Raw genomic sequence first — 22,810 nt, 5'->3', positions numbered from 1 at the left:
ATACATCGAAAATGACTGATGATGTTCAAAATGAAAACCTACAAGAAGAAAACAAGCTGATTGCTGAGCGCCGCGCTAAATTGGAACAAATCCGAAAGAGCTGCAAGGCGAACGGACATCCGAACGATTTCCGTCGTGATGCGCTTGCTGGTGATCTGCAAAAAGAATTTGGTGAAAAGAGCAAGGAAGAGCTGGAAGCACTAAACCATGTAGTGTCAATTGCTGGCCGTATCATGGCGAAACGTGGTCCATTCCTTGTGATTCAAGAAACTTCTGGTCGTATTCAAGCATATGCTGCAAAAGACGTTCAGAAAGAACTTAAAGAAAAATACCAAGGTCTAGATATCGGTGACATCATCGGTGTGAAAGGTGCGCTTCACAAATCAGGTAAAGGCGATCTTTACGTAAATATGGAAGAGTATGAGTTGCTAACTAAAGCACTTCGTCCACTTCCAGAGAAGTTCCACGGCCTGACTGACCAAGAAATGCGTTACCGTCAGCGTTATGTTGACCTGATCGTAAACGAAGATTCTCGCCAAGCGTTTATTGTACGTTCTAAGCTTGTATCATCAATTCGTAACTTCATGAGCTCTAAAGGTTACCTAGAAGTTGAAACGCCAATGATGCACGTGATCCCAGGCGGTGCGACGGCTCGCCCATTCATCACGCACCATAATGCACTGGATATCGACATGTACCTACGTGTTGCGCCTGAGCTATACCTGAAGCGTCTAGTTGTTGGCGGTTTTGATCGCGTATTCGAGATCAACCGTAACTTCCGTAACGAAGGTCTTTCTCCTCGTCACAACCCAGAATTCACAATGATGGAATTCTACCAAGCTTACGCAGACTACAAAGATTTGATGGATCTTACTGAAGAAATGCTGAGCACAGTTGCGATGGATGTTCTAGGTTCGACTTCAATGCCTTACGGTGATGAGACGGTAGAATTTGGTGGTAAATATGCTCGTATGAGCATGTTTGATGCGATCAAACACTACAACCCTGAGCATGAGCAAATTCAAGCGCTAACAGAAGAAGACCTAACTAATCGTGAGCTTATGGTTTCTATCGCGAAATCAGTACACGTTGAAGTGGAAACGTTTTGGACATGTGGTCAGCTTCTAGAGGAAATCTTTGGTGAAACGGCAGAACCAAAACTGATTCAGCCAACCTTCATCACGGGTTACCCAGCGGATATTTCTCCATTGGCTCGTCGTAGCGATGATAATCCATTCTTCACAGACCGTTTCGAGTTCTTTATCGGTGGTCGTGAAGTCGCTAACGGTTTCTCTGAGCTTAACGATGCAGAAGACCAAGACGCTCGCTTTAAAGCACAAGTTGACGCAAAAGACGCTGGTGATGATGAAGCTATGTATTACGATGCAGACTACATCACAGCGCTAGAGCACGGTCTACCGCCAACAGCAGGTCAAGGTATTGGTATTGACCGTCTGGCAATGCTGTTTACTAACACTCACACGATTCGTGATGTGATTCTGTTCCCAGCAATGCGTCCACAGCAATAAGCTGAAACGATGACTCATTCTTACAAAGCCTCTCATTGAGAGGCTTTTTTCATGCCATATTTCTAAAAATGTTTATAGAAAAGTCATAAATCGTGCACTAGTCTTAATTATGAGACAGTAGCGATTGTGTTAATTGCGATAGTTCTATTTGATAGCTATGACGAATTCAATAGAATTAACAAGTTGAATCTAAAAGCAATAATAAGGAATGATGTAATGGGAACCGAGTTTCGGATGGATTCTATCCCCGGCTCTTTAGTCGTAGTGGGTGGAACCTATGAGCCATGGCTATCTGTATTGGAGCAGGCTGGATGGCGATGCACGCAATGTTCCGACTTGCGAAAAGCCGATGCCTTGTTTTCAGAAATAGGCCCTTGTATTGGGATCGTAGACTTAACGAGGGATGATTTTAGCCTTAATGGCATTGCGAAACTTGTAAGTACACACAAGCAAGTTCGTTGGATTGCGTTTATCCGTGAGTCGCAGCTGAGTTCGGATACTATTTGCCAATTTATAGTTAACTTCTGTATTGATTTTTTCACTACACCTATTCCAGATTCCCGTTTAATGAGCACGATAGGTCACCAGTTAGGAATGCTAAAACTGTAACAGAAAGTGTGGCCTCATAATGGAAATGACAATGACCTTGGTTTGGTTGGTCAGTCATTACCAGTGAGACGGTTGCGTGATCAAATTAGACGTATCGGCCCCACCGATGTCAGTATAATGATTCATGGCGAAGTTGGATCAGGCAAGGAGTCAGTAGCTAAAGCCATTCATCGCTGTTCAGCACGTTCTCAAAAACCCTTCATCGCCGTCAACTGCCGAGCATTTTCCGACGCGCGTTTTGAAAATGAATTCTTTGGCATGCATGATGCCGACCGAGCATCGCTTTTAGATCAAGCCTCGGGCGGAACCATTGTTCTGAATGACATTTTTACCTTACCTCCCAAACAGCAACTTAACCTGCTTAAGTTCTATCAAGATGGTCAAATAGAGACGGCTAAGGGCATCAAAGAATTTGATGTGCGTATTTTAGCAGCGGATACATCAGATATTGAAAAAGCACTAGGCGATGGCATGTTCAATGAAGAACTATTCCATTGCATAAATGTACTTCGTATCAATGTACCAAGCCTTAAAGAGCGCGCGACGGACATTGGTTTGCTAGTCAGTCACCATATTGGTCAGTTTGCTAAAGAGTTTAATTCTCCAGTCAAATCTATCGATGATGATGCTCTGAAAACGTTGACGTATTACCATTGGCCTGGAAATGTGAAAGAGCTGATGAATCAGGTGAAACGTGCGGTGTTGATGACGGAAGAAGAAGTGCTGACCAAAAAGCACTTTGAATTGCCCGGTACTTTCTCTGGTAAGCGCAGCTTGAAGAGTATTCGAGAACGTTCTGAGCGTGATGCGTTGATCTTAGTGCTAGATAGCCATAATGGACAAGTTACACTAGCTGCCAAAGAGTTGGGTATTTCTAGAGCGACGATGTATCGTTTACTCAATAAACATAACCTTATTACTGAAGAGACTGTTTAGGTTTATGTTAATTCAGCAAAAAAGGCGCAATAGCGCCTTTTTTGGTTCATGAAGTTGGTAACGAGCCAATCTGCGACTGAAGTATGAGTAAGTCGTTAGAGCATTAGAAACAACAGTACAGAAATTACCAAGCCAGCACCTAAGACTAGAGGGTAAGCTTTACCACTGATATCGCGTGCCATTTCAGGTTGTTCCATCGGCGGTACATCGTTTTCAGTCTCAGCTTGTTGTGACTCTACATTCTCCTCGTCAGAGGAGAGCAGTGCCATAACTTGTTGCTGGCTTGTCGCATTTTGCAGTGCTTCGCGAAAGTCATCTTCTACTAAAGATGATGTCAACGTAGTCAACACTTCCATATGAGTAGACCCCGCTTCTGCAGGTGGAATTGCGAGTAAAAAGATCATAGTCACTGGCTCGTCGCCGTCTAGTCCTTTCCACTGCAGTTCGTTTTTCAACAGCGCACAAGCAAAAACAGGCTCAGTAACGGCAATAGACTTACCATGAGGAATAGCAAGGTACTCCCCTAAAGCGGTTGGGCCTTCTTCTTCTCGCAGCATAACCGCATCTAAAAACTGCTGTCGGTTTGTCAGTTTTCCTGCTTGGTCAATACGATCTGTGAGCGCATTAATTGCGCTAAAGCGGTCTTCAAAAACCGCATCCAACATGATCAAATTTTCTGAGGTCAGTTGTGATAAGTTCATCTGCGGCTCCTATGAGTTTGTTAACCAAACAAATTGATAAGGGTTAAGAGTAAGCTGGGCGTCGAAGGTTGCTCCGGAAACGAGATCTTGACCGCCATTGTCTAGAGAGACATGTTGTGTGTTTTCAGAAAGATTAACGATAAAACGAATGGCGTCGTTACCTTCACCTCGTTGTAATCCAAATAACTGCGGTGATAGCTCCAATACACTTTGTGTAGAGGTAGGCGAGAACGCTTTATGCTGCTTTCGGATATTCAGTAAGCGCACCATTTCTTTGTAGACTTTTTGACGTAGTGAACCCACCTCATCCAACTCCGCTTCTAAACTTTCGAGTTCGAATTTCTCTCGGTTAATGCGGCGATTGATACCAGAATCTATCATCCCTTGTAGATCATTTTCACTCCCCAACAAACTGTGGTAGTAAATCGCTGGGACGCCAATAAATGACAGCAAAATAGCTTGTGCGGCTAGGAATTTCCTGGATTTGAGTTCAATGTTATCTTCCGGCTCAGTTATGGCATTTAGATAATTAATATTTAACTCATAAGGTGACTGTGTGCCATCACCATTGTGCTTGTAATTGACTCTGCCGCCTTTGCGCTCAACATGCTCGCACATCATCTGTCGGTCCTCATTAGTGAGGATACCTTCTGTTGGGCGTACACCAATACCATCGTGACTCGCAAGGAAGTTGAAATAGGTGGTTTTGCGCCCGAGCTTAAGAGATGTGACGGCTTCTTTAGTCAATCCTTTCGCCCACTGCGTGAGAACTTGGCTATCTTGGCATAAGAAAGCATGGAGAGTTAACGGTGGCAGTGGGAATTGGTACACCATATGAGCCTCATCACCCTGACCGAAGTAAGAAATGTTTTCTTTATGTGGCACGTTGGTTTCGGTAATAAGTAGGCTACCCGGCATTACCTCATCTAGCACTATACGCCACAATTTGATGATGTTGTGTGCCTCTGGTAAGTGGATGCAACTAGTATTAAGGACTTTCCAGATAAAGCCGATTGCATCGAGACGAATGGAGCGGCCACCATTAGCTGCGTACATTAATAAGATATCAATACTTTCTAACAACACTTTTGGTGACTGGAAATTAATATCAATTTGGTCGTCAGAAAATGTGGTCCACACATGAGTAGTGTCGCCGTTTGCTTTTGTAAAGGGTGTCAGCAGTGGCAAAGCTCGCGGGCGTGTAACGCTTGAGTAATCTAATTCAGGGTCACATTCTACAAAATAATCTTGATAAGCTTCATCGCCAGCAAGGAAGCGTTGGAACCAATCACTGCTCTTAGAAATATGATTAATGACGCAGTCGTACATGAGGTCAAAGTTTTCTGCCAATGCATTTAGATCTTGCCACTCTCCAAGATTCGGATCGACTTCACGATAATCCACTACGCTGAAACCATCGTCTGAGGTATATGGAAACATGGGTAATATATGGATATTGCTGATAGCTCCGGCAAGATACTTATCCGCAAAACACTTCATGGTTTGTAACGTTGGTTGTCCTAGTTTCTTGAAGCTATCACCATACGTGATTAAATATGTGCTGTTTTGATCCACCCAATTGGAATATTGTGGTGCTCGCTCACGCCATTTCTCCACCAAATTAAGGATGTCGTTGGTCATTGATTCTGCTTTATCTTCGCCGTATAAAGCCGAGACCTTGGTATAGATTCGTTGTTTGATCATGTAATTGTTCCTGGCCTACAACTTAAATTTGAAACTGACACGTAGGTCGATGGTGTTATTTGGTTTAACTTGCCATTGTTGTTCAACTAAATGCTCACGATGGTTAACGCGCTCTACCGTGGCAAAGTGTTTAAAGGCGTTGGTATCAAGCTGTATCGTCTGCTCAGTCGGGTTGTAGAGGCGTACGATAATGGCATTACTTTCATAGAACGAGTGACCTACGCTGGATAATTGCAGTGCTTGGTTAAGTTCGAATAGACTAAAATGTTGAGCAATTTCATGATTCTCAAAGCGAACTTGAAAACGCTCAAGACGGTTTTCGAAGCTATTGAGAGTCTGTTTCTGATAACTGAATGGTAAGTCTAGAAACTCTTGCTCCATTTTACGTACGGTCTGATGACTAGACTCTTCGGTTAATGCGATAGCAAAGCTGAATGTCATAGCTTTCTGTAATTGAGCATCCGGAGTGTAAACCACGGTGTTGTTGATACCGGAAGCTCGGCCTGGACGCCACAAGAGATCATCTTTACCAAGTCGGCCAGTTGACTTAAACAGAGTTAATGCAATGGCGCTTGAGTGTTGTTGTGGTAAAATTTGAAACTCTTTAATGCCGCGGCCGTTAATGATCATGGCTTGGCCTGCATTTTCAATGGCGACGGCACCGTCAGTGGTTTCAATATCAATAGGACATTCGCGGAACCGCTCTTGCCAGCCCTCAGTAGATGGTGCAATAGGTCGTTTCATTAATGCAAACGGCTGTGTGCTTAGCGACTCCTCGGCGGCTACATCTGAGTTGATGACCACTCGCACTCGATGGTCAGAAACTTGATTCTCGGTTTCAATATCTACGCGAAGCTGCTGTTCATCACGAAGCAGAGTGAGAGTGATATCAAAGGTTGCTAATACGGAGTTGTTGCCAGATACACGAGCTTCTAGATCTTTTGGTAAAGCTAGCTGAGCCCTTAAAGCCATGCGCTGTTGTAACTCGCCTTGGTTTACTTCTAGCATGCGTAGTTTGGTACAAGTTATTGGCGTATCGCCTGCAAGTGGCGAAAAGTCATAGGAATCACCATCATCGGCTTGCTCTTCAAAGCTCAGCAATTGTGTGATTATACGACCTGTACGTTTGTCTTCTAGAGTTAGCTGATCCTCAACGAAACTTACTTTTATAGCTTGGTTTTCAATGAAAAACATATCGCTGGCGGTGTTATTTTTCTCACTAGCTATTGCGTTAGTCACTTGAAGAACTTGATATCCTAAAGCAGGAAGGTCTTTAACAACTACATTTAGCTCAAATCGATAGTAAGGCGGGACTTCTACCTCGCGTTCACCATCTTTAGTGACTTCTATAACCTTGCCACCATCTAGAGTCTCGCGACTAAGAACTTCAGTTTCTAAAGTATTATCACCATCTTTGAGGGTAATATGTTCAGACTTTGAGAAAGCAACCACTCGCGCTACGCCGTTATAGGTGGTTGGGCGAGAATTGAAAATCATTACTTCATTGTCTTGGCAAGCTTGGCTTGCGAGTTCTTTCACCACTAGGTTGTATAAACCGTGACAAATTTCTTGAGCTTGTTTTAAGCGGTGCATGATATCGGCATTAGTGGCATCGCTGTTGCAGCCCCCCATGCTGTCATGAGCATGACATTCAAGGATTTTTTTCCAGGCGATGTCCACAAGCTCAGTATGTACTTTGATTCCTTGTGCTTTCGCTATAGCAATCACTACTTCAAGCTTTTTCACCAAAAATTGCTCAATTTCGAAGTTCAGTTTTTTGATGTCGTAACGCACTGAGCCGATAGTTTTATGAATACGGGTATAGCGTGGCGCTTTAAACTCGCCAAGGTACGTCTCAAACTGTTCGTTATTGTGGCGCAGATATTCGACGAAGTTCTCCATAGAAGAGATGGTGTAAATATCCTTACTAGGCGAGCGCTCTGTCGCAGCAGCTAACGTCGCCGGAAGATTTGGGTCAATGTTGACTTGATCACCCCCTGACGGAATAAGCACTTCATCTAGCCCGGATAGCGCTTTGATTTTCTCCACCATAGGGAAGATTTTTTTGTCTAAATGGTCTGGGTCTGGAACAATGTTCTTGGCCGCTCCATAGCCGTGGACCAAGTTATAAGCGTAGATAGTGTCATCGCCTGGTGATTGCCAGTGGAAATGGGATTTTTTGACTTGTTGGTCGTAATCTATACCTCGCCAGAACACGATGTTATCAATACCCATACCTTTAAATAGCGTAGGCATTTGAGCATTGTGACCAAAAGTATCAGGTAAGTAACCTACGGTCATGCTATGACCCATTTCTTCCGCGATGTGCATACCGTACTTTAGGTTACGGATGATGGACTCTGCACCAACATTGTAAGTGTCCGTTTGAGTGTACCAAGGCCCAACAAATAACTTACGTTCACGGATTAGCTTACCCATACGTTCACGCATATGAGGGAGTACTTTAAGGTAGTCTTCGACAATGGAAGATTGGCCATCTAAGTGATAGCAGCTATAGCTAGATTGGTTTTCTAGTGTCTCTATCACTTTAGTAAAGTTGTAGGTGGCAAGCACGTCACTGTCTTGCTGAGTAAAATACCACTCACGATCCCAGTGAGTGTGTGGAATGACATGTACTTTCGCCATGGGAAAATCTCTTTAACTGGTCTATCTAACTGCGATTAAGCAAGTTCAATATGAGAAGAATAAGGGGACGAGCATGTCGTCCCAGTGACGTTTATGCGTTTGAAGTATCTGGCTTAGTGCATAGCAGTAGAGCGAGTGCGATAAAACCTGAACCAATTAATACTGAAATGGTATAGCTGATTGGGTCAGAGGATAGGAACCAACCCCAAACAGCCGGCAATGGTAGGTCTTGCCAGACGTTAAGTAACACGCCGACTTGTGTACCTATGATTGAACCTAGGATCATAATTGGAATCATTTTCGGGTTCTTAAGAATAAATGGAATCGCACCCTCTGAAATACCAATCAAGCCAAGCATTAAAGAGGTTTTGCCAACCGTTTGTTCTTCACTAGAGAAAACCGGTTTACGGAACTTGCCGTCAAGCATTGCGGCGATACCAACCCCAATTGGTGGGATAACAATACCCAGTTCACGAGCTAATAAATCGAAACCTTCACCCATACCGTTAAGACCAAGAGCTACTGAACCAGCTGCTTTGTTGATAGGGCCACCTAGGTCAAAGGCTGTACCTGCGGCAATCACCATTGAGTAGATGCCTCGTCCAGCATCACCAGCCTGGATGAACAACTCGATCATCGCCATATTCAACGCGCCAAAAAACGGATTGATGGCATACTCCATAGTGAGCACCATGACCACACCAGTAATAGCTGGTACCAGTAACATGGTTTTCAGGGTAGTAAGCTCGGTCTTCACCTTAATTGTGTCATTAAGGTAACGAACTAGATAACCTACTAAGAAACCGATAGCTATAGCCCCAAAGAAGCCTGAAGGAGCCCAGCCTTCAAGGTCGAAGAAGCGTTTGTACACTTCATCACTCATGATGCCGCCAATAAACGCTGGAATAAGAGCTGGTTTTCCTGCTATCGAATAAGCCAAGTATGCCGCGAAAATGGGGTACATAAACTTGATGGTCATGAAACCAAGCTTGTCGAGAGTTTGAATTGGCGTACCTGAGATATCAATGAATTCACCAGTAATCTTCGCTACTGCCATCAGCAAACCACCTAGTACGACGACAGGCAGCATATAACTGATACCTGTCATGATATGGCCGATGGCAACTTGATAGGCTGAGCGTTGTTCTTCGACTACATGAGTACTTGTATTGCTCTTTTGCTTGCCGAGGTTGAAGACCGTCGGCAGTAAATCGTCAACGCGTTTGATGAGCTCTTGGGTGCGGACTTTGAGTGGGTTCGCATTATCAAATCGTTCCATTTCCATGATTGGGACGTCGATCGCGAGTACAACGCCATCTGCGGTTGCAATGTCGTGGGCGGTTAGTTTGTTCTTTACGCCATCACTGCCTTGAGTTTCAACTTTGACTTCATAACCTTGTTGTTCTGCCCAGCTTTGGATTTTCTTTGCAGCCATAAAGGTGTGCGCAATGCCAGTAGGGCAAGCGGTTACTGCAACGATTTTCTTCTTCGCCATGGTTGTTCACCGTTGTAATTATTTAACTGCTCGCAGTATATTTTTCCGCGAAGTATCAAGATACTGTTTCATGGTACAAGCCATGTATGACGATACTTTTGTGAGACTCATCAAGGAAAAAAACGTCATTTTCGCGCCTAATAATAGTTAAACCGTTTCTAATTAAGTGTAAGCGATGAATACCTTTAAGGGCATTGAGCGAGCGATTTACGAATATCTTATTACTCATGCTGGTGAGTTACATGAGATCTCGGCTAAAACTATAGCCAATAAGGCGCTGACGACGACGACATCTGTCAATCGAGTGTGCAAAAAAATGGGGTATGCGAGCTATACCGAGCTTCGATACAGGCTTGAAAATGACTTGCGTAAGCAAACAGTGACAAAGGATGAAGAAGAGTCACAATTGCAGCGTATTTCATCTGTCGCGAATGCACTTAGTCAGTCTCCGGTCGTCTATCTCTATTCACGTGGAGCATCGATTGTTAGCGTGACCTATTTATCGCGTTTTTTATCGCTGGCGAACATACCTCATCTAGTGATTACCGATATTCATCAGTTAGCTCGAGCTGAAAAAGGAACGTTGATCTTAGTTAGTAAGTCCGGTGAAACGCAGGCAGTTGTGGAAATGGCACATAATGCAAAGCGTAAGGGGTTGAAAGTGTTTGCTATTAGCCATATCGGTTCGACATTGGCTTCGATTGCTAACACTAACCTTGACTTGGAAGAGCAGGTCGACGGTATTTCTCCATATCGGCGCGAGTCGCAAATTCAGTTGCTTAAAATTATCGATGTTATTGGACAAACGCTTTTGGAGGGGTAATAGACCAATCATTTGTCTGTAATTTGTTATTTCTAGCAAATTTAAGTGATCTTTCTCGTGCAACGACAGAGTCTTACAAAGTCTGATGATTTTTCTCTAGAATAAAATCATTCTCTAATTTTCTTTACATATTCAACGAAATACTTTGTATCACTAGAGTGAATTTGTATTTAGTTAGAACAATCATACTTATTCAATTATTTTGTAACATATTCGTTGAATTTATAAACGATTTGCATAAGAATTACCCCTGAGCACTACGCTCAACCTTTCAAATTTATTTCGGATTATTAAGTGATTATGGAGGCACAGAAAATGATGAATCGTATTTCTTTTATCAATATTTGTGCTGGCCGTTTTACTCATGCGGATCGAATCTCGACTGATCTATCTACTGCAATGGCAGCGGATAAACCGTCAATCGATACAGCACACGCTTAATTAGTCCGTAACCTCAAGAGGCTGCGGAAATAGCAGTCAACTGAGGAATCACAACATTTCTCCTTATATCCTGACCGCTATTTCTCTCCTCAAATTATTTTCTAGGAGAAAACTATGCGTACTTCAATTTACTTAACAGTTGCAACTTGGCTTATTAAAGCAGACATCCAAAAAGAAGAGCGTGAGTGGAGACGACGCTACCGTCGCAATGCACACCACTTGCCACTCCACAATGAGCACTTGTTAAAGGACATTGGTTTCGATAAACATGGCCGCCCACTTGGCCAAGTTGCTCCACCTCACATTGTAGCGAAACGTAAAACTCGTCATCTTCGTCGAGAATTACACTCTAGAATAGCTACGTAAAAAAAGGGCAGGTCGCTTATCGCGACCTGCCCATACTGTGTGAAAAACCTATTTAGGGGCATGGGTTAGAATATTTAGCCCCTATTTCTTGAAGTTCATTCAAGAGTTCATCAGAGAGTTCCACGTCGATGCTGTTTATGTTGCTTTCTAACTGCTCAAGATTGGTTGCACCAATAATATTAGAAGCGACAAATGGACGTTGATTAACAAAGGCTAGTGCCATCTGAGCTGGTTCAAGGTTATGCTCGCGAGCTAGGTTCACATAAGCTTGTGTTGCTTCAATACCTTGCGGAGTAAAGTAACGGACAAATCGCTCAAATAGACTGCAACGCGCTCCCTCTGGACGTTGCCCATCGAGATATTTTCCGCTCAAACAGCCAAAAGCGAGTGGTGAGTAAGCGAGTAACTCCACACCTTCGTGGTGGCTAATTTCAGAAAGGCCAACCTCAAAGCTACGGTTGAGTAAGTTGTAAGGGTTTTGGATCGAGACAATTCTTGGCAGATCATGTTTTTCGGCCAATTTAAGTAGCGTCATGACTCCCCAAGGTGTTTCATTAGAGACTCCGATATAGCGTATTTTTCCAGCTTTGATGAGTTCGTTCAGTGCTTCTAATGTTTCGATTAGTGTAACTTCTTCATTTCCTTCAGGATAAGGGTAGTTAAGCTGTCCAAAACAATTGGTTTTTCTTTGTGGCCAGTGCAATTGGTATAAATCGATATAATCGGTTTTTAAACGACTTAAACTATCGTCTACTGCCAAATGTATATTGCGTCTATCTAGACTCATATTGTCGCGAATATAAGGAATATTTCGCGGTCCAGCGACTTTAGTCGCTAAGACTACTTTTTGTCTTTTATCTGAATGCGAAAGCCAATCGCCAATATATTGTTCTGTTTTTCCTTGAGTCTTAGCACTTGGAGGAACGGGATACATCTCTGCAGTATCAATCAAATTAACACCGCGTTCTAGAGCAAAATCGAGCTGACTGAATGCTTCCTGCTTGGTGTTTTGCTCACCAAACGTCATTGTCCCTAAAGCTATCTTGCTGATTTCTAGCGAAGAGTGCGGGAGGTTATGATATTTCATTGAGCCTTCCTTGTTTGTTGTTGTTTTTATCCACTATACCTCGTTTTGGTAAAAGATCTGCTTGTTTAGTACCCAATGTGATTATTTTTACTAAACTGACTTTTATCAGTAACGCATTATCCACAAAAAGAGTAAGGGGGTGGAATATGCAAAAACATCAGCTCGATCGTTGGCTACATGGGTATCACAAAGACACTTATAAACAACCCAAAGTTTTTGTGATTGGTTGTGCTGATATTTCACACTATCTGTTAGCAGTGGAATACAAACATAAATTAGAACCAATTAAACAAGATGATGAGCCACTTCATTTTGAGTCGTTGGACTCGGTGAAAGAGGAGTTGCATCGACTAGGTATCGAAAAAGCGTACCTTAGATTGCATAACGCTTACGATGAATGTGGCAGTGCGGAAATGAATCGCTATTGTGATATCGAGCTAAAACTTCATTAACTAGTTCGAAAATTTTTGGTTTAGACAAAGTACTGTTCAAGTATATGAGCAGTGAAGCGTGCTCTGAGGTAGAAACCTCGGGGTAGGGTACGTATTTTTTGTCCTGAAGTACCATAAGCTTCCGTTTTCACTCGGCTATTGGCAGCTTTAGGGCGAATTTGTAACACCTCGCCGGTGTGGGCCGTGATCTGATTGACTTGACCTAATGAAATAAGCTCCATCAATTCTTCCCAATCATTTTTCAACATGGTCTCTTCTTCTGGAGATGGGCTCCAGATTAATGGAGAGCCAACATGTCGCTCTGCAACGGGGATCTCTCGTTCACCCTCAACCGGCAGCCAAAGGACACGAGACAGCTTATTGCGTATGTGGCTAGTTTCCCACGTTACTCCATGAATGCCGGTAAGTGGTGCAACACAGACGAAAGTTGATTCTAAAGGCTTGCCGGTATGGCTAATCGGAAGGCTCTTGAGCTCAACGCCAATATCGGGGAAGTCTTGAACAGGCTTACTTCCGGCCTTTGCACCTAAGTGCCACTCAAGTAGTTGTCCTACCCAACCCTTATCGCGCTTAAGGTTATCTGGTACGCACATGCCTGCCTGTGCAGCGAGTTCGCCAAATGTTAATCCTGCGATATCACGAGCGCGTTGTAATAGTTCTGTTTCGGAGGTTGGGGTAGGTTTCATAAATACGCTGTAGATTAATTTTGACCCAATAGGGAGCTGTCTATTCTATCATGGCGATGAATATTTTATCGGTATAAAAAAAGATCAGTCTGTTTGAGATTTGATCTATTCATGACTTATCCACAGAAAATTTATTCTCTAAGTTGAATTTGCCATGTGCTGTATGAATCATCAGTATTTTAAAGCGGATTAACACTTGATAAATCGAGGTTTGTTTGAAACTCGACAGTTTCAGTGTGGATAAAATAGCCATAGGTTGATCTTTGACCGATCTGAGTGTGTGTATTTATTTGTAGTAAATTAGAGACTTTTACTTGATTGATTTAACTTTAAGTCAATGAAAATTATAATTTTAATTTTATCACTTCGATCTTGGAAACATTTGACTTGGTAGAAAAAGAACCAAAAAGTCGTAAAGATCATAGATTCTTCACATGGTTATTCACAGAAAAGGTGAATAAATGTGGGCTGGGTCTCATTGTTGTGTTGATAACTAAGGCTTTGCGCGAAACTTATCCAGTATGGCAGCATTTAATGGTAATTGTTCAAATTTACGGGCGACTAAGTTTGCTCAACTTGGGGATATGTGGAAAAATCAGGGTAATGAAAATTTAATTGAGGTTGGCCAGTGATAGATGGCGATGGTTACCGACTTAATGTTGGTATTGTGATTTGTAACAACCATGGTCAGGTCTTCTGGGCTAAGCGATACGGACAACATTCATGGCAGTTTCCTCAGGGTGGCATTGACGATGGTGAATCCCCTGAGCAAGCCATGTATCGAGAACTTTATGAAGAGGTGGGATTAACCAAGAACGACGTCAAAATCGTTGCAGTTAGTCGCCATTGGCTGAGATATAAATTACCCAAGCGATTAGTACGCTGGGATTCGAAGCCAGTCTGTATTGGGCAAAAACAGAAATGGTTTTTACTGCGTTTAGATTGTGATGAATCTAAGATCAACATGCAGCGTGGTAATACCCCTGAATTTGATGGTTGGCGCTGGGTAAGTTATTGGTATCCAGTCAGGCAAGTGGTTTCTTTTAAACGGGATGTGTATCGACGTGCGATGAAAGAGTTTGCATCATTGGCAATGCCGTTTAAGGAACGTAAATTTAAAGGCAAGAGAAAGCATCGAAGAGGGTAAGTATGCTATCGCAACTAAGGGATATAGTTGAGCACGTTTCAAAGGTTGAAGATGTGCACGCCGCCCTCGAAATTCTTGTTCAACAAACTTGTGCAGCTATGCATACTGAATGCTGCACAATTTATTTGGCAAATAACGATAAACAGCGTTTGGAGTTAATGGCAACACAGGGCCTGACCTTCAAAGGCGACACTATCCATATCGATTTTAACGAAGGTCTAGTTGGCCTTGTAAAACGAACCGCCGAACCGATTAACTTGGCAGAAGCTGCCAAACATCCCGCATTTAAATTCTTCCCAGAACTTGGTGAAGATATCTACCATTCTTTCCTTGGTACACCGATTATTCATCGTAAACAGGTCCTTGGCGTTTTGGTTATCCAGCAAAAAACGTCGCGTCAGTTTAGCGAGATGGAAGAGTCTTTCTTAGTCACACTCGCAGCTCAGATTGCGGTTTTGATAGCACATGCAACTGCACAGGGACATGGCTTCTTTGACGATAATAAAACGGCGGTGATTAAAGGGATTGGGGCGTCATCGGGAGTAGCTATCGGCCCAATCTGGTGGGACAACACTCAACCTGACTTAAGCAATGTATTCCCAGCTTCCGCGTTAGATATTGCGCGTGAACACGAAACGCTATCGGTCGCCATCGAAAATGCATTGGCTGACTTTAAGCGCATGCGTAAGAAGTTGGATCTCGAATTAAATAAAGATGCACTAGCAATATTTGATCTGTTCACTCACTTACTCAATGATCCTATGCTGCGCAATGATTTAAAAGCGCAGATACAAAAAGGCGATCGAGCAGACTGGGCTTTGCGCCAAGTAGTAGAAAGTTATGCGAACCGTTTTGCCAAGATGTCTGATGTATACATGCGCGAGCGTGCTCAAGATGTCAAAGAGCTGGGCCAGCGTTTGCTGTTTTTCTTGCACAATACTGAGCAGCCTATTCATGAGTTCAACGAGCCCGTTATTCTAGTTGTGCGTGAACTTACTGCGTCCATTCTCGCTTCAGTACCCAAGGAACAGCTACTAGCTGTGGTGTCTCTTGAGGGGGCGGCGAACTCTCACGCGGCTATCTTATCCAGAGCGATGGGAATTCCTGCCGTTATGGGAGTGAACACTAACCCTGAGCGCTTAAGTGGCAAGGTTGGTATCGTTGATGGGTATAGCGGTGAGATTTTCCCTGACCCTAGCAATGAATTACTACTTGAATACCAAGAGTTAGTGACAGAAGAGACTGAGTTGTCTCGAATGGTTGAACAAACCGTTGATCTTGAAGCAAGTACAAATGATGGTAAACGCATCCAAATTATGCTGAATGCTGGCCTTAGCGCTGATACTAGTATTTCTTTGAATAAGAATGTCGATGGTGTGGGGTTATATCGAACCGAAATTTCCTTCTTGCTTCAGCAGCAGTTCCCTTCGGAAGAAGAGCAGGTGCATCAGTATCGTTCGGTGCTCGGTGCTTATCCGACGAAGCGTGTTGTGATGCGTACGCTTGATATCGGCGGCGACAAGCCTTTGCCTTATCTGCCTATTGATGAAGACAATCCTTTCTTAGGTTGGCGCGGTATCCGCTTTACTCTCGATCATCCTGATATTTTCTTGATTCAGTTGCGCGCTATGCTTCGTGCGAGCGAGGGATTAGATAACTTAAGCATTCTTTTACCTATGGTGTCGTCAGTACAAGAACTTGATGGCGCGACGGCGCTTATTGAGCAAGCTTATCAAGAAGTGTCCGCAGAACATCCGAAGGTAAAACGCCCGGAAATTGGCGTTATGATCGAAGTACCTTCTATGCTGTATCTCTTACCATTTATGGCACAGAAGGTGGATTTTGTATCGGTTGGAACGAACGACTTAACGCAATATTTATTGGCTGTTGACCGCAACAACGCTCAGGTGGCCGATATTTACGAAACCCTGCATCCTTCCGTATTGGCGGCGATGAAACATATTTTTGAAACTTGTCAGTCGTATCATCTTCCTGTTTGTATTTGTGGTGAGCTGGCAGGTGACCCTATTGGTGCTTTGCTGCTGGTGGGGCTTGGTTACGATACTTTAAGTATGAACACGTCGAACGTCGCGAAAGTGAAGTACTTGCTCAGACAGACCTCACAGCAGGAACTTAAGTTACTTGCTGACAAAGCATTGATGCAACCGTACGGTGAAACCATTTATAATCAAATGCGCGATTACTTTGAGGATAAAGGACTAGCTGGCTTCATCCGTGCTGGTAAGTCTTAAACCAACCCTTTTGGAATACATGTGAACTACGAACTGATCTTATTACTCCTGTGCCTTGGCGCAGTAGTCGGTACCATGTCCGGGTTGCTGGGCATTGGTGGGGGACTTATTGTTGTCCCTGCATTGGCCTTCATCCTACCTAAATTTGGTATCGCAAGTGATATGGTTATGCATATTGCACTGGCGACTTCCTTAGCCTCTATCATTATTACATCAGGCTCTTCGGCACTTAACCATCTTAAACTGGGTAATGTTGATTTGTTTGTTATTAAATGGCTTATGCCTGGGGTGGTGATTGGCGGATTTGCGGGGTCCAATGTTGCAGAGTGGATTCCTTCTCACTATCTACCGAAGGTGTTTGCTGTCATTGTACTGCTTCTGGCAATTCAGATGTTTTTGTCTATCAAGTCTCAAGTGACGCGTAATCTTCCTAGTCCTTTTATCACAACTTGTTGTGGTGCGGGAATCGGCATGGTCTCGAGCTTAGCGGGGATTGGTGGAGGCTCAATGTCGGTTCCTTTTCTTAGTAAACATGGCGTTGAGATGAGAAAAGCGGTAGGCTCTTCATCAGTATGTGGTTGCGTGATCGCGATCGCAGGCATGATTGGCTTTATTATGCATGGCGCTAAAGCACAAGGGCTACCGGAGTACAGTATCGGCTATGTCTACTTGCCGGCTTTGCTATCCATTGCTGCTACCTCAATGTTAACAACGAAATTTGGTGCAAAATTGGCGACAACTATGCCAACACCGAAACTAAAGAAGATTTTTGCAGTCTTCTTATTATTCGTTGCATTTTCAATGATGTTTTAATCTCAATATTCAAACCTGATAAGTGAGCGTTTTATGTCTCAGGGATATATCCAGTTTCCTAATATCGACCCAGTTCTTGTTGAATTAGGTCCCATTTCTATTCGTTGGTACGGCTTGATGTATCTTGTCGGCTTTGCATTCGCGATGTGGTTAGCTAATCGTAGAGCCGACAAGCCAAACTCAGGATGGACGCGCGAGCAAGTGTCAGATCTGTTGTTTGCAGGTTTCTTAGGGGTGGTGCTAGGCGGCCGCATAGGATACGTCCTATTTTATGGTTTTGATGAACTGCTACGTGACCCGCTCTACTTGTTCAAAGTATGGACCGGCGGTATGTCGTTCCATGGTGGGTTGTTAGGTGTCATTACCGCGATGTTCTGGTATGGCAGAAAGAACGGACGCACGTTTTTTAATGTCGCAGACTTCATCGCGCCTCTTGTTCCTTTTGGTTTAGGTATGGGGCGTCTAGGTAACTTTATGAACAGTGAACTTTGGGGGCGAGTGACTGATGTGCCATGGGCGATCATCTTCCCTAATGGCGGACCTTTACCACGTCACCCGTCTCAACTGTACGAATTTGCCTTAGAAGGTGTTGTACTGTTCTTAATTTTGAATTGGTTTATCAAGAAACCTCGCCCAGAAGGGGCTGTGTCAGGTTTATTCCTTCTTGGTTATGGTACATTTAGATTCTTGGTCGAGTTCGTACGTGAACCGGATGCACAATTAGGACTGTTTGGTGGCTTTATTTCTATGGGCCAAATCTTGTCTTCACCAATGATTATCCTTGGTGCACTAATGATTGCATGGGCATACAAAGTCAACGGACCGAAACTACAAAAAGTATCAAAGTAATAGGAATTGTCGTGAAGCAGTATTTAGACTTATGTCAGCGAATCGTTGACGAAGGTGTTTGGATTGAAAATGAGCGTACGGGTAAACGTTGTTTAACCGTAATCAACGCAGATCTGACCTATGATGTCGCCAACAACGCATTTCCTCTAGTTACTACAAGAAAGAGCTTTTGGAAAGCAGCCGTAGCTGAGCTATTGGGATATATTCGCGGCTACGATAACGCTGAAGACTTTCGCAAGTTAGGAACCAAAACATGGGATGCTAACGCGAACTTAAATGAAGCGTGGCTGAACAATTCTTACCGTAAAGGTGAAGATGATATGGGCCGTGTCTATGGTGTGCAGGGTCGTGCATGGGCTAAGCCAGGTGGTGGTCATATAGATCAACTGCGTAAGATTGTGGATGACTTAAGCAAAGGGGTTGATGATCGTGGTGAGATCTTAAACTTCTACAATCCAGGCGAGTTTCATATGGGGTGTTTGCGCCCATGCATGTACAGCCATCACTTTTCGCTATTAGGTGATACGCTGTATTTAAACAGTACGCAACGTTCGTGTGACGTACCCCTTGGTTTAAACTTCAATATGGTTCAAGTCTATGTGTTCCTAGCGATTATGGCTCAGATTACCGGTAAAAAGCCGGGACAAGCATTTCATAAGATCGTTAATGCGCATATTTATGAAGACCAATTGGAGTTGATGCGAGATGTTCAGCTAAAACGTGAACCACTGGCGGCTCCGACGTTCCGTATCAACCCAAAGATTAAGACGCTTGAAGACTTAGAAACCTGGGTGACGCTTGATGACTTTGAAGTAGAAGGTTACGAGTGTCACGAGCCTATTCGCTATCCATTTTCTGTCTGAAAATAAGGCCGAGCATTGCTCGGCCTTATTTTTTAACGAGAGCTACCAGTTAATTTTCTCTCTTTCACTAAAGAATCCCGCCGTTGGTCCATCGGCATCGAGCGTTGCTAACCAAATGGCTGTATCAGCGCCTTCTTTGGGGGACTTTAATCGAATATGTTCACCATAATCAGGCAGCTCATCCAAATTCATTCCTGAATCAACCCACCCAGGGCAGTATGAGTTTACTTTAATTCCAAATGGCTCTAGCTCTTTTGCGAATAATACCGTGTTGGCATTCACACCAATCTTTGAGGATTGATAGGCTGCGCATACATCATCTTTAATCGGTGAGGCCATGTCAGAAAGTTGAGCAAGTTGCCCAGCTTGACTTGATACATTGACTATTCTGGCTTGTGAGGACTTTTTGAGGAGTGGTGTTAGAGCTCGAGTCAGTAAGAAAGGACCAATTTGGTTGACCTCAATCACTCGGCGGTAGGTATCTTCATCAATAAGAGAAGGATGTCTACCAAGATCGACTAAGATAGCTGCATTATTAACGAGTACATCAAGGCGACCAAACTGCTCTTCTATCTTATTAGCAACCGCAGGAAAGATCGATGACATGGCGAGGTCTAATTTAAGGTGGGAGGCGGTATAGCCTTTCTGGCGAAAATCATTAACTAATGCTGAGCAGGATTGAATGTCGGCCATGATGACATGAAAGCCTTGTTCCATTAATAACTCTGAGGTGGCTAAGCCGATACCCTGATAAGCACCGGTGACTAAGGCAATTTTCTGCATGACTGACCTTTTTGTTGACGACATTTAGGCCAGTCTATCGATGGGACTATCAAAAGGGGAGTAACAAGGGGAATGTTACTCTGTCCCATACATTATGCTGTCAATGGTAATGCTTAGTCGTAATAGGCGTCCTCGATAATTTCCTCTTCAACGATTTCTTCTTCAATAATCTCTTCTTCTACGACAACATCCGTCGCCACTTCACAGGCTCCTTCATCGTATGCACCGTCGATGGTTCCCGCCACTGCGCCAGCACCGCCACCAATAGCTGCTCCAGCAGCAGCGCCAGAACCACCATCTACAATACCGCCAACGACTGCACCAGTAATCGCCCCGTCGACTGCACCATCAATAGCGCCTTCAGCGGTTTGGTCACAGTAATAGGCATAACTCGGTGAAGATAAGATTAGAGCTAGGGCAAAGAACTTGAGTTTCATGGTTTGTTTCTCGATTGATGAGTTTGCCTATTAGCCTAAGTGATTGAATTGGTTATTATAAGTAACATCTCGTCAAACCTTGGTTAGTTTAGAGTGTGTTTATTGTTGAGCGTAATTAACAGAAGGGAATGGATTTTCCTCACTGATAGTATCGTTAATAAATCCAGAAAAGGAGTTATAAGGCACTTGCGAGATAGTAAATAAGTCACTCATACTTGGGTTAAAAGAACCAGTGGAGACGGAGCATGCGATTACTAGGGATGGCGTTGAGTCTTATATTAATGGGATGCAGCGGTGCGCCTAACGAAATCCAAGTCGCTGATGAGAAGTTATTGGTTGAGTTTAACCAAGCGGTAAAAGAGGCGACACCGTATGTCGGCCAGCCAGCTAGATGGGGTGGAGTGATTGCAAATTTGACCAATTTAACTCCTAACACCAGTGAGCTACAAATTAGTCAATTTGCATTGGACTCAAAAGGTCGTCCTGATGAGACTCAGCAGGGCAGTCAGCGATTTGTCGTTAATGTCGATAGGTTCTTAGACCCTAAGGCGTTTACTCAAGGTAAATCAATGACATTTGTTGGTGTTATAGAAGGCATGACTTCAATTACGGTTGGGCAACAGGAGCTTAAGGTTCCGGTATTAAAAGCTTCAAACTACTATCTTTGGACTGAAGATAAACGCATTAAAACTTATTATGTTGGTGACCCATATTATAACTACTATTACGACAGCTATTATTACTGGGATGATATCGACGACGCCGATTTGATCGAGCACTATGATGACTTTGATTATGACTACGGTGATTTCTAGATAGTAAAAGGCCCAGCTAAATGTAGCTGGGCCTTTTTAGTAGAGCTTACGTCTGGCTGCTTAGTGTCTATGCTGTTAGCGCTAGAATAGTGCCTGGAATAACAACAAAGATAGAAGCGAGGTAACCAGCGACGACGGCTTTGTTCTTGATAGCCATGTCCGAGATATAGTCTGCACCTTTCACTGGCAGTTCTCTCAAGAATGGAATACCGAAGATAAAGACGGTTGCCATGATATTGAATACCAGGTGCACCAGCGCGATTTGCAATGCGAATACTGCGTATTCTCCAGAAACTGCTGTCGCTGCTAGTAAGCCAGTGATACATGTACCGATATTCGCACCTAGTGTAAATGGGTAAACATCACGAACTTTCAGCGCACCTGAGCCAACGAGAGGCACCATTAAGCTGGTCGTTGTTGATGAAGATTGCACAAGAATCGTAACGATAGAGCCTGATGCGATACCATGTAGCGGACCACGACCAATAGCGTTTTTCAAAATTTCACGTGCACGGCCAACCATCAGGCTCTTCATTAGCTTACCCATAACAGTAATCGCCACGAAGATAGTTGCAATACCAAGAACAATCAGTAGTACGCCACCTGTTACGCTGCCAAATGAGCTTAATGGCTCCTGAATCGCACTTACAACAGGCTTGGTGATTGGCTTGATGAAGTTCAGGCCTTTCATGCTCATGTCACCTGTTGCTAGCATTGGTGATACAAGCCAGCTAGAGATTTTGTCTAGAATGCCAAACATCATCTCCAATGGAAGGAAGATAGCAACGGCTAGCAGGTTAAAGAAGTCATGGATCGTTGCACTTGCAAAAGCACGTTTAAACTCAGTGTTACAACGAACGTGACCCAAACTTACTAGTGTATTAGTAACCGTAGTACCAATGTTTGCACCCATGATCATAGGGATGGCTGTCGTTACAGGTAAACCACCAGCAACCAAACCAACAATAATCGAAGTGACGGTACTAGAAGACTGAATTAGTGCAGTAGCAACTAGACCAATCATTAACCCAGCTACAGGGTGTGAGGCAAATTCAAATAGGACTTTTGCATGTTCACCTGTTGCCATTTTAAAGCCACTACCCACCATTGAAACAGCAAGTAGCAATAAATAAAGCATGAACGCCAAGTTAGCCCAGCGTAACCAACGCGTCGTATTCGACATTGGAGTCGCAGCTGTTGTTGCTTGGTTCATCATAGTTTTCTCCATTTGGCCGTGTAATTCGTAAGTTGGCCTGTTGTTGAATCTGAGGCGATATTAGATCTCAAATATTACAGAAATATGACGTTTCTATTTCTGTGTTAATTAACTGCGATGTTTGCTTGGTTTTTGTACTTGTCGGTATTTTTTGTTTATA

At 43.5% G+C, this 22,810-nt stretch carries 20 protein-coding genes and 1 pseudogene; 12 read left to right on the top strand and 9 right to left on the bottom strand.

Translation table 11 applies throughout. From position 1 onward, the window contains the following. Nucleotides 1–11: 11 nt before the first annotated feature. Both lysS and HW45_RS06120 read left to right on the top strand, forming a co-directional pair. Complete coding sequence (gene lysS / locus HW45_RS06125; RefSeq protein ID WP_006075403.1) at nucleotides 12–1,529, top strand: lysine--tRNA ligase; 1,518 nt, start codon at nucleotides 12–14, stop codon at nucleotides 1,527–1,529. A 216-nt stretch (nucleotides 1,530–1,745) separates the two neighbouring features. Beyond that, nucleotides 1,746–3,074 (top strand): annotated as a pseudogene (locus tag HW45_RS06120) (sigma-54-dependent transcriptional regulator). A 95-nt stretch (nucleotides 3,075–3,169) separates the two neighbouring features. On the opposite strand, the gene HW45_RS06115 reads toward HW45_RS06120, so the two are convergent. The 4 genes from HW45_RS06115 to HW45_RS06100 all read right to left on the bottom strand — a co-directional run bounded on the left by HW45_RS06115 (nucleotide 3,170) and on the right by HW45_RS06100 (nucleotide 9,620). After that, entirely contained in the window at nucleotides 3,170–3,775 is a 606-nt protein-coding gene (locus HW45_RS06115; RefSeq protein WP_038225538.1) for a fructose PTS transporter subunit IIA, read from the bottom strand. Between the two features lie 9 nt (nucleotides 3,776–3,784). After that, nucleotides 3,785–5,479 carry a sugar phosphorylase gene (locus HW45_RS06110; RefSeq protein ID WP_038225536.1) on the bottom strand — a complete coding sequence of 565 codons (1,695 nt, stop codon included), beginning with the start codon at nucleotides 5,477–5,479 and terminating at the stop codon, nucleotides 3,785–3,787. Nucleotides 5,480–5,494: 15 nt separating this feature from the next. Beyond that, nucleotides 5,495–8,125, bottom strand: coding sequence for a glycoside hydrolase family 38 C-terminal domain-containing protein (locus HW45_RS06105; protein ID WP_038225535.1), 2,631 nt, complete (start codon nucleotides 8,123–8,125; stop codon nucleotides 5,495–5,497). A gap of 91 nt (nucleotides 8,126–8,216) precedes the next feature. Further along, nucleotides 8,217–9,620 (bottom strand): PTS fructose transporter subunit IIC, encoded by a 1,404-nt coding sequence (locus HW45_RS06100; RefSeq protein WP_038225534.1) that lies wholly within the window; start codon nucleotides 9,618–9,620, stop codon nucleotides 8,217–8,219. A 175-nt stretch (nucleotides 9,621–9,795) separates the two neighbouring features. Here HW45_RS06100 and HW45_RS06095 point away from each other — a divergent pair, with 175 nt between their 5' ends. From HW45_RS06095 to HW45_RS06090, 3 genes are all read left to right on the top strand, one after another. Then, nucleotides 9,796–10,443 (top strand): MurR/RpiR family transcriptional regulator, encoded by a 648-nt coding sequence (locus HW45_RS06095; protein WP_038225533.1) that lies wholly within the window; start codon nucleotides 9,796–9,798, stop codon nucleotides 10,441–10,443. Between the two features lie 315 nt (nucleotides 10,444–10,758). Further along, nucleotides 10,759–10,884: a hypothetical protein gene (locus tag HW45_RS30175; protein WP_268745541.1), complete on the top strand. Its 126-nt coding sequence runs from the start codon at nucleotides 10,759–10,761 to the stop codon at nucleotides 10,882–10,884. A 114-nt stretch (nucleotides 10,885–10,998) separates the two neighbouring features. Further along, nucleotides 10,999–11,250: a hypothetical protein gene (locus HW45_RS06090; protein WP_038225532.1), complete on the top strand. Its 252-nt coding sequence runs from the start codon at nucleotides 10,999–11,001 to the stop codon at nucleotides 11,248–11,250. 52 nt (nucleotides 11,251–11,302) lie between these two features. Here HW45_RS06090 and HW45_RS06085 read toward each other — a convergent pair whose 3' ends face one another. After that, nucleotides 11,303–12,337 (bottom strand): NADP(H)-dependent aldo-keto reductase, encoded by a 1,035-nt coding sequence (locus tag HW45_RS06085; protein WP_038225531.1) that lies wholly within the window; start codon nucleotides 12,335–12,337, stop codon nucleotides 11,303–11,305. Nucleotides 12,338–12,483: 146 nt separating this feature from the next. On the opposite strand from HW45_RS06085, the gene HW45_RS06080 reads away from it, so the two are divergent. Further along, nucleotides 12,484–12,789 (top strand): DUF6482 family protein, encoded by a 306-nt coding sequence (locus HW45_RS06080; protein WP_038225530.1) that lies wholly within the window; start codon nucleotides 12,484–12,486, stop codon nucleotides 12,787–12,789. Nucleotides 12,790–12,809: 20 nt separating this feature from the next. Here HW45_RS06080 and mutH read toward each other — a convergent pair whose 3' ends face one another. Continuing rightward, a complete protein-coding gene (gene mutH / locus HW45_RS06075) occupies nucleotides 12,810–13,475 on the bottom strand; it encodes a DNA mismatch repair endonuclease MutH (protein ID WP_038225529.1) in 666 nt (221 codons plus the stop codon). Between the two features lie 628 nt (nucleotides 13,476–14,103). On the opposite strand from mutH, the gene rppH reads away from it, so the two are divergent. The 5 genes from rppH to HW45_RS06050 are packed head-to-tail and all read left to right on the top strand — an operon-like array spanning nucleotide 14,104 to nucleotide 19,399. Continuing rightward, complete coding sequence (rppH, locus tag HW45_RS06070) at nucleotides 14,104–14,622, top strand: RNA pyrophosphohydrolase (RefSeq protein ID WP_038225527.1); 519 nt, start codon at nucleotides 14,104–14,106, stop codon at nucleotides 14,620–14,622. A gap of 2 nt (nucleotides 14,623–14,624) precedes the next feature. Beyond that, complete coding sequence (ptsP, locus tag HW45_RS06065) at nucleotides 14,625–16,874, top strand: phosphoenolpyruvate--protein phosphotransferase (RefSeq protein ID WP_038225526.1); 2,250 nt, start codon at nucleotides 14,625–14,627, stop codon at nucleotides 16,872–16,874. Between the two features lie 21 nt (nucleotides 16,875–16,895). Then, nucleotides 16,896–17,687 carry a sulfite exporter TauE/SafE family protein gene (locus tag HW45_RS06060; RefSeq protein WP_038225523.1) on the top strand — a complete coding sequence of 264 codons (792 nt, stop codon included), beginning with the start codon at nucleotides 16,896–16,898 and terminating at the stop codon, nucleotides 17,685–17,687. Between the two features lie 33 nt (nucleotides 17,688–17,720). After that, entirely contained in the window at nucleotides 17,721–18,536 is an 816-nt protein-coding gene (lgt, locus tag HW45_RS06055) for a prolipoprotein diacylglyceryl transferase (protein ID WP_038225522.1), read from the top strand. Between the two features lie 11 nt (nucleotides 18,537–18,547). Further along, nucleotides 18,548–19,399: a thymidylate synthase gene (locus tag HW45_RS06050; RefSeq protein ID WP_038225520.1), complete on the top strand. Its 852-nt coding sequence runs from the start codon at nucleotides 18,548–18,550 to the stop codon at nucleotides 19,397–19,399. Nucleotides 19,400–19,441: 42 nt separating this feature from the next. On the opposite strand, the gene HW45_RS06045 is transcribed toward HW45_RS06050, so the two are convergent. Next, nucleotides 19,442–20,182: an SDR family NAD(P)-dependent oxidoreductase gene (locus HW45_RS06045; protein WP_051867825.1), complete on the bottom strand. Its 741-nt coding sequence runs from the start codon at nucleotides 20,180–20,182 to the stop codon at nucleotides 19,442–19,444. Between the two features lie 113 nt (nucleotides 20,183–20,295). Beyond that, nucleotides 20,296–20,619 (bottom strand): hypothetical protein, encoded by a 324-nt coding sequence (locus HW45_RS06040; RefSeq protein ID WP_006075637.1) that lies wholly within the window; start codon nucleotides 20,617–20,619, stop codon nucleotides 20,296–20,298. A 245-nt stretch (nucleotides 20,620–20,864) separates the two neighbouring features. Between HW45_RS06040 and HW45_RS06035 the strand changes: the two genes are divergently transcribed. Further along, nucleotides 20,865–21,434, top strand: a complete 570-nt coding sequence (locus HW45_RS06035) for a Slp family lipoprotein (RefSeq protein WP_038225516.1) — start codon at nucleotides 20,865–20,867, stop codon at nucleotides 21,432–21,434. Between the two features lie 67 nt (nucleotides 21,435–21,501). On the opposite strand, the gene HW45_RS06030 is transcribed toward HW45_RS06035, so the two are convergent. Then, the gene (locus tag HW45_RS06030) at nucleotides 21,502–22,647 is read right to left on the bottom strand and encodes a Na/Pi symporter (protein ID WP_031493676.1); all 1,146 of its coding nucleotides are present in this window, start codon (nucleotides 22,645–22,647) and stop codon (nucleotides 21,502–21,504) included. Nucleotides 22,648–22,810 lie beyond the last annotated feature (163 nt).

The sequence above is a fragment of the Vibrio sp. ER1A genome (assembly GCF_000733315.1).
Lineage (GTDB): Bacteria > Pseudomonadota > Gammaproteobacteria > Enterobacterales > Vibrionaceae > Vibrio > Vibrio mediterranei.
This window is presented reverse-complemented; position numbering and strand designations above follow the sequence as displayed.

Bases quoted from the DNA above. Each gene is read 5' to 3' on its own strand.
- lysS (WP_006075403.1), top strand. From the start codon at position 12: ATGACTGATGATGTTCAAAATGAAAACCTACAAGAAGAAAACAAGCTG.
- HW45_RS06115 (WP_038225538.1), bottom strand. From the start codon at position 3,775: ATGAACTTATCACAACTGACCTCAGAAAATTTGATCATGTTGGATGCG.
- HW45_RS06110 (WP_038225536.1), bottom strand. From the start codon at position 5,479: ATGATCAAACAACGAATCTATACCAAGGTCTCGGCTTTATACGGCGAA.
- HW45_RS06105 (WP_038225535.1), bottom strand. From the start codon at position 8,125: ATGGCGAAAGTACATGTCATTCCACACACTCACTGGGATCGTGAGTGG.
- HW45_RS06100 (WP_038225534.1), bottom strand. From the start codon at position 9,620: ATGGCGAAGAAGAAAATCGTTGCAGTAACCGCTTGCCCTACTGGCATT.
- HW45_RS06095 (WP_038225533.1), top strand. From the start codon at position 9,796: ATGAATACCTTTAAGGGCATTGAGCGAGCGATTTACGAATATCTTATT.
- HW45_RS30175 (WP_268745541.1), top strand. From the start codon at position 10,759: ATGATGAATCGTATTTCTTTTATCAATATTTGTGCTGGCCGTTTTACT.
- HW45_RS06090 (WP_038225532.1), top strand. From the start codon at position 10,999: ATGCGTACTTCAATTTACTTAACAGTTGCAACTTGGCTTATTAAAGCA.
- HW45_RS06085 (WP_038225531.1), bottom strand. From the start codon at position 12,337: ATGAAATATCATAACCTCCCGCACTCTTCGCTAGAAATCAGCAAGATA.
- HW45_RS06080 (WP_038225530.1), top strand. From the start codon at position 12,484: ATGCAAAAACATCAGCTCGATCGTTGGCTACATGGGTATCACAAAGAC.
- mutH (WP_038225529.1), bottom strand. From the start codon at position 13,475: ATGAAACCTACCCCAACCTCCGAAACAGAACTATTACAACGCGCTCGT.
- ptsP (WP_038225526.1), top strand. From the start codon at position 14,625: ATGCTATCGCAACTAAGGGATATAGTTGAGCACGTTTCAAAGGTTGAA.
- lgt (WP_038225522.1), top strand. From the start codon at position 17,721: ATGTCTCAGGGATATATCCAGTTTCCTAATATCGACCCAGTTCTTGTT.
- HW45_RS06045 (WP_051867825.1), bottom strand. From the start codon at position 20,182: ATGCAGAAAATTGCCTTAGTCACCGGTGCTTATCAGGGTATCGGCTTA.
- HW45_RS06040 (WP_006075637.1), bottom strand. From the start codon at position 20,619: ATGAAACTCAAGTTCTTTGCCCTAGCTCTAATCTTATCTTCACCGAGT.
- HW45_RS06035 (WP_038225516.1), top strand. From the start codon at position 20,865: ATGCGATTACTAGGGATGGCGTTGAGTCTTATATTAATGGGATGCAGC.
- HW45_RS06030 (WP_031493676.1), bottom strand. From the start codon at position 22,647: ATGAACCAAGCAACAACAGCTGCGACTCCAATGTCGAATACGACGCGT.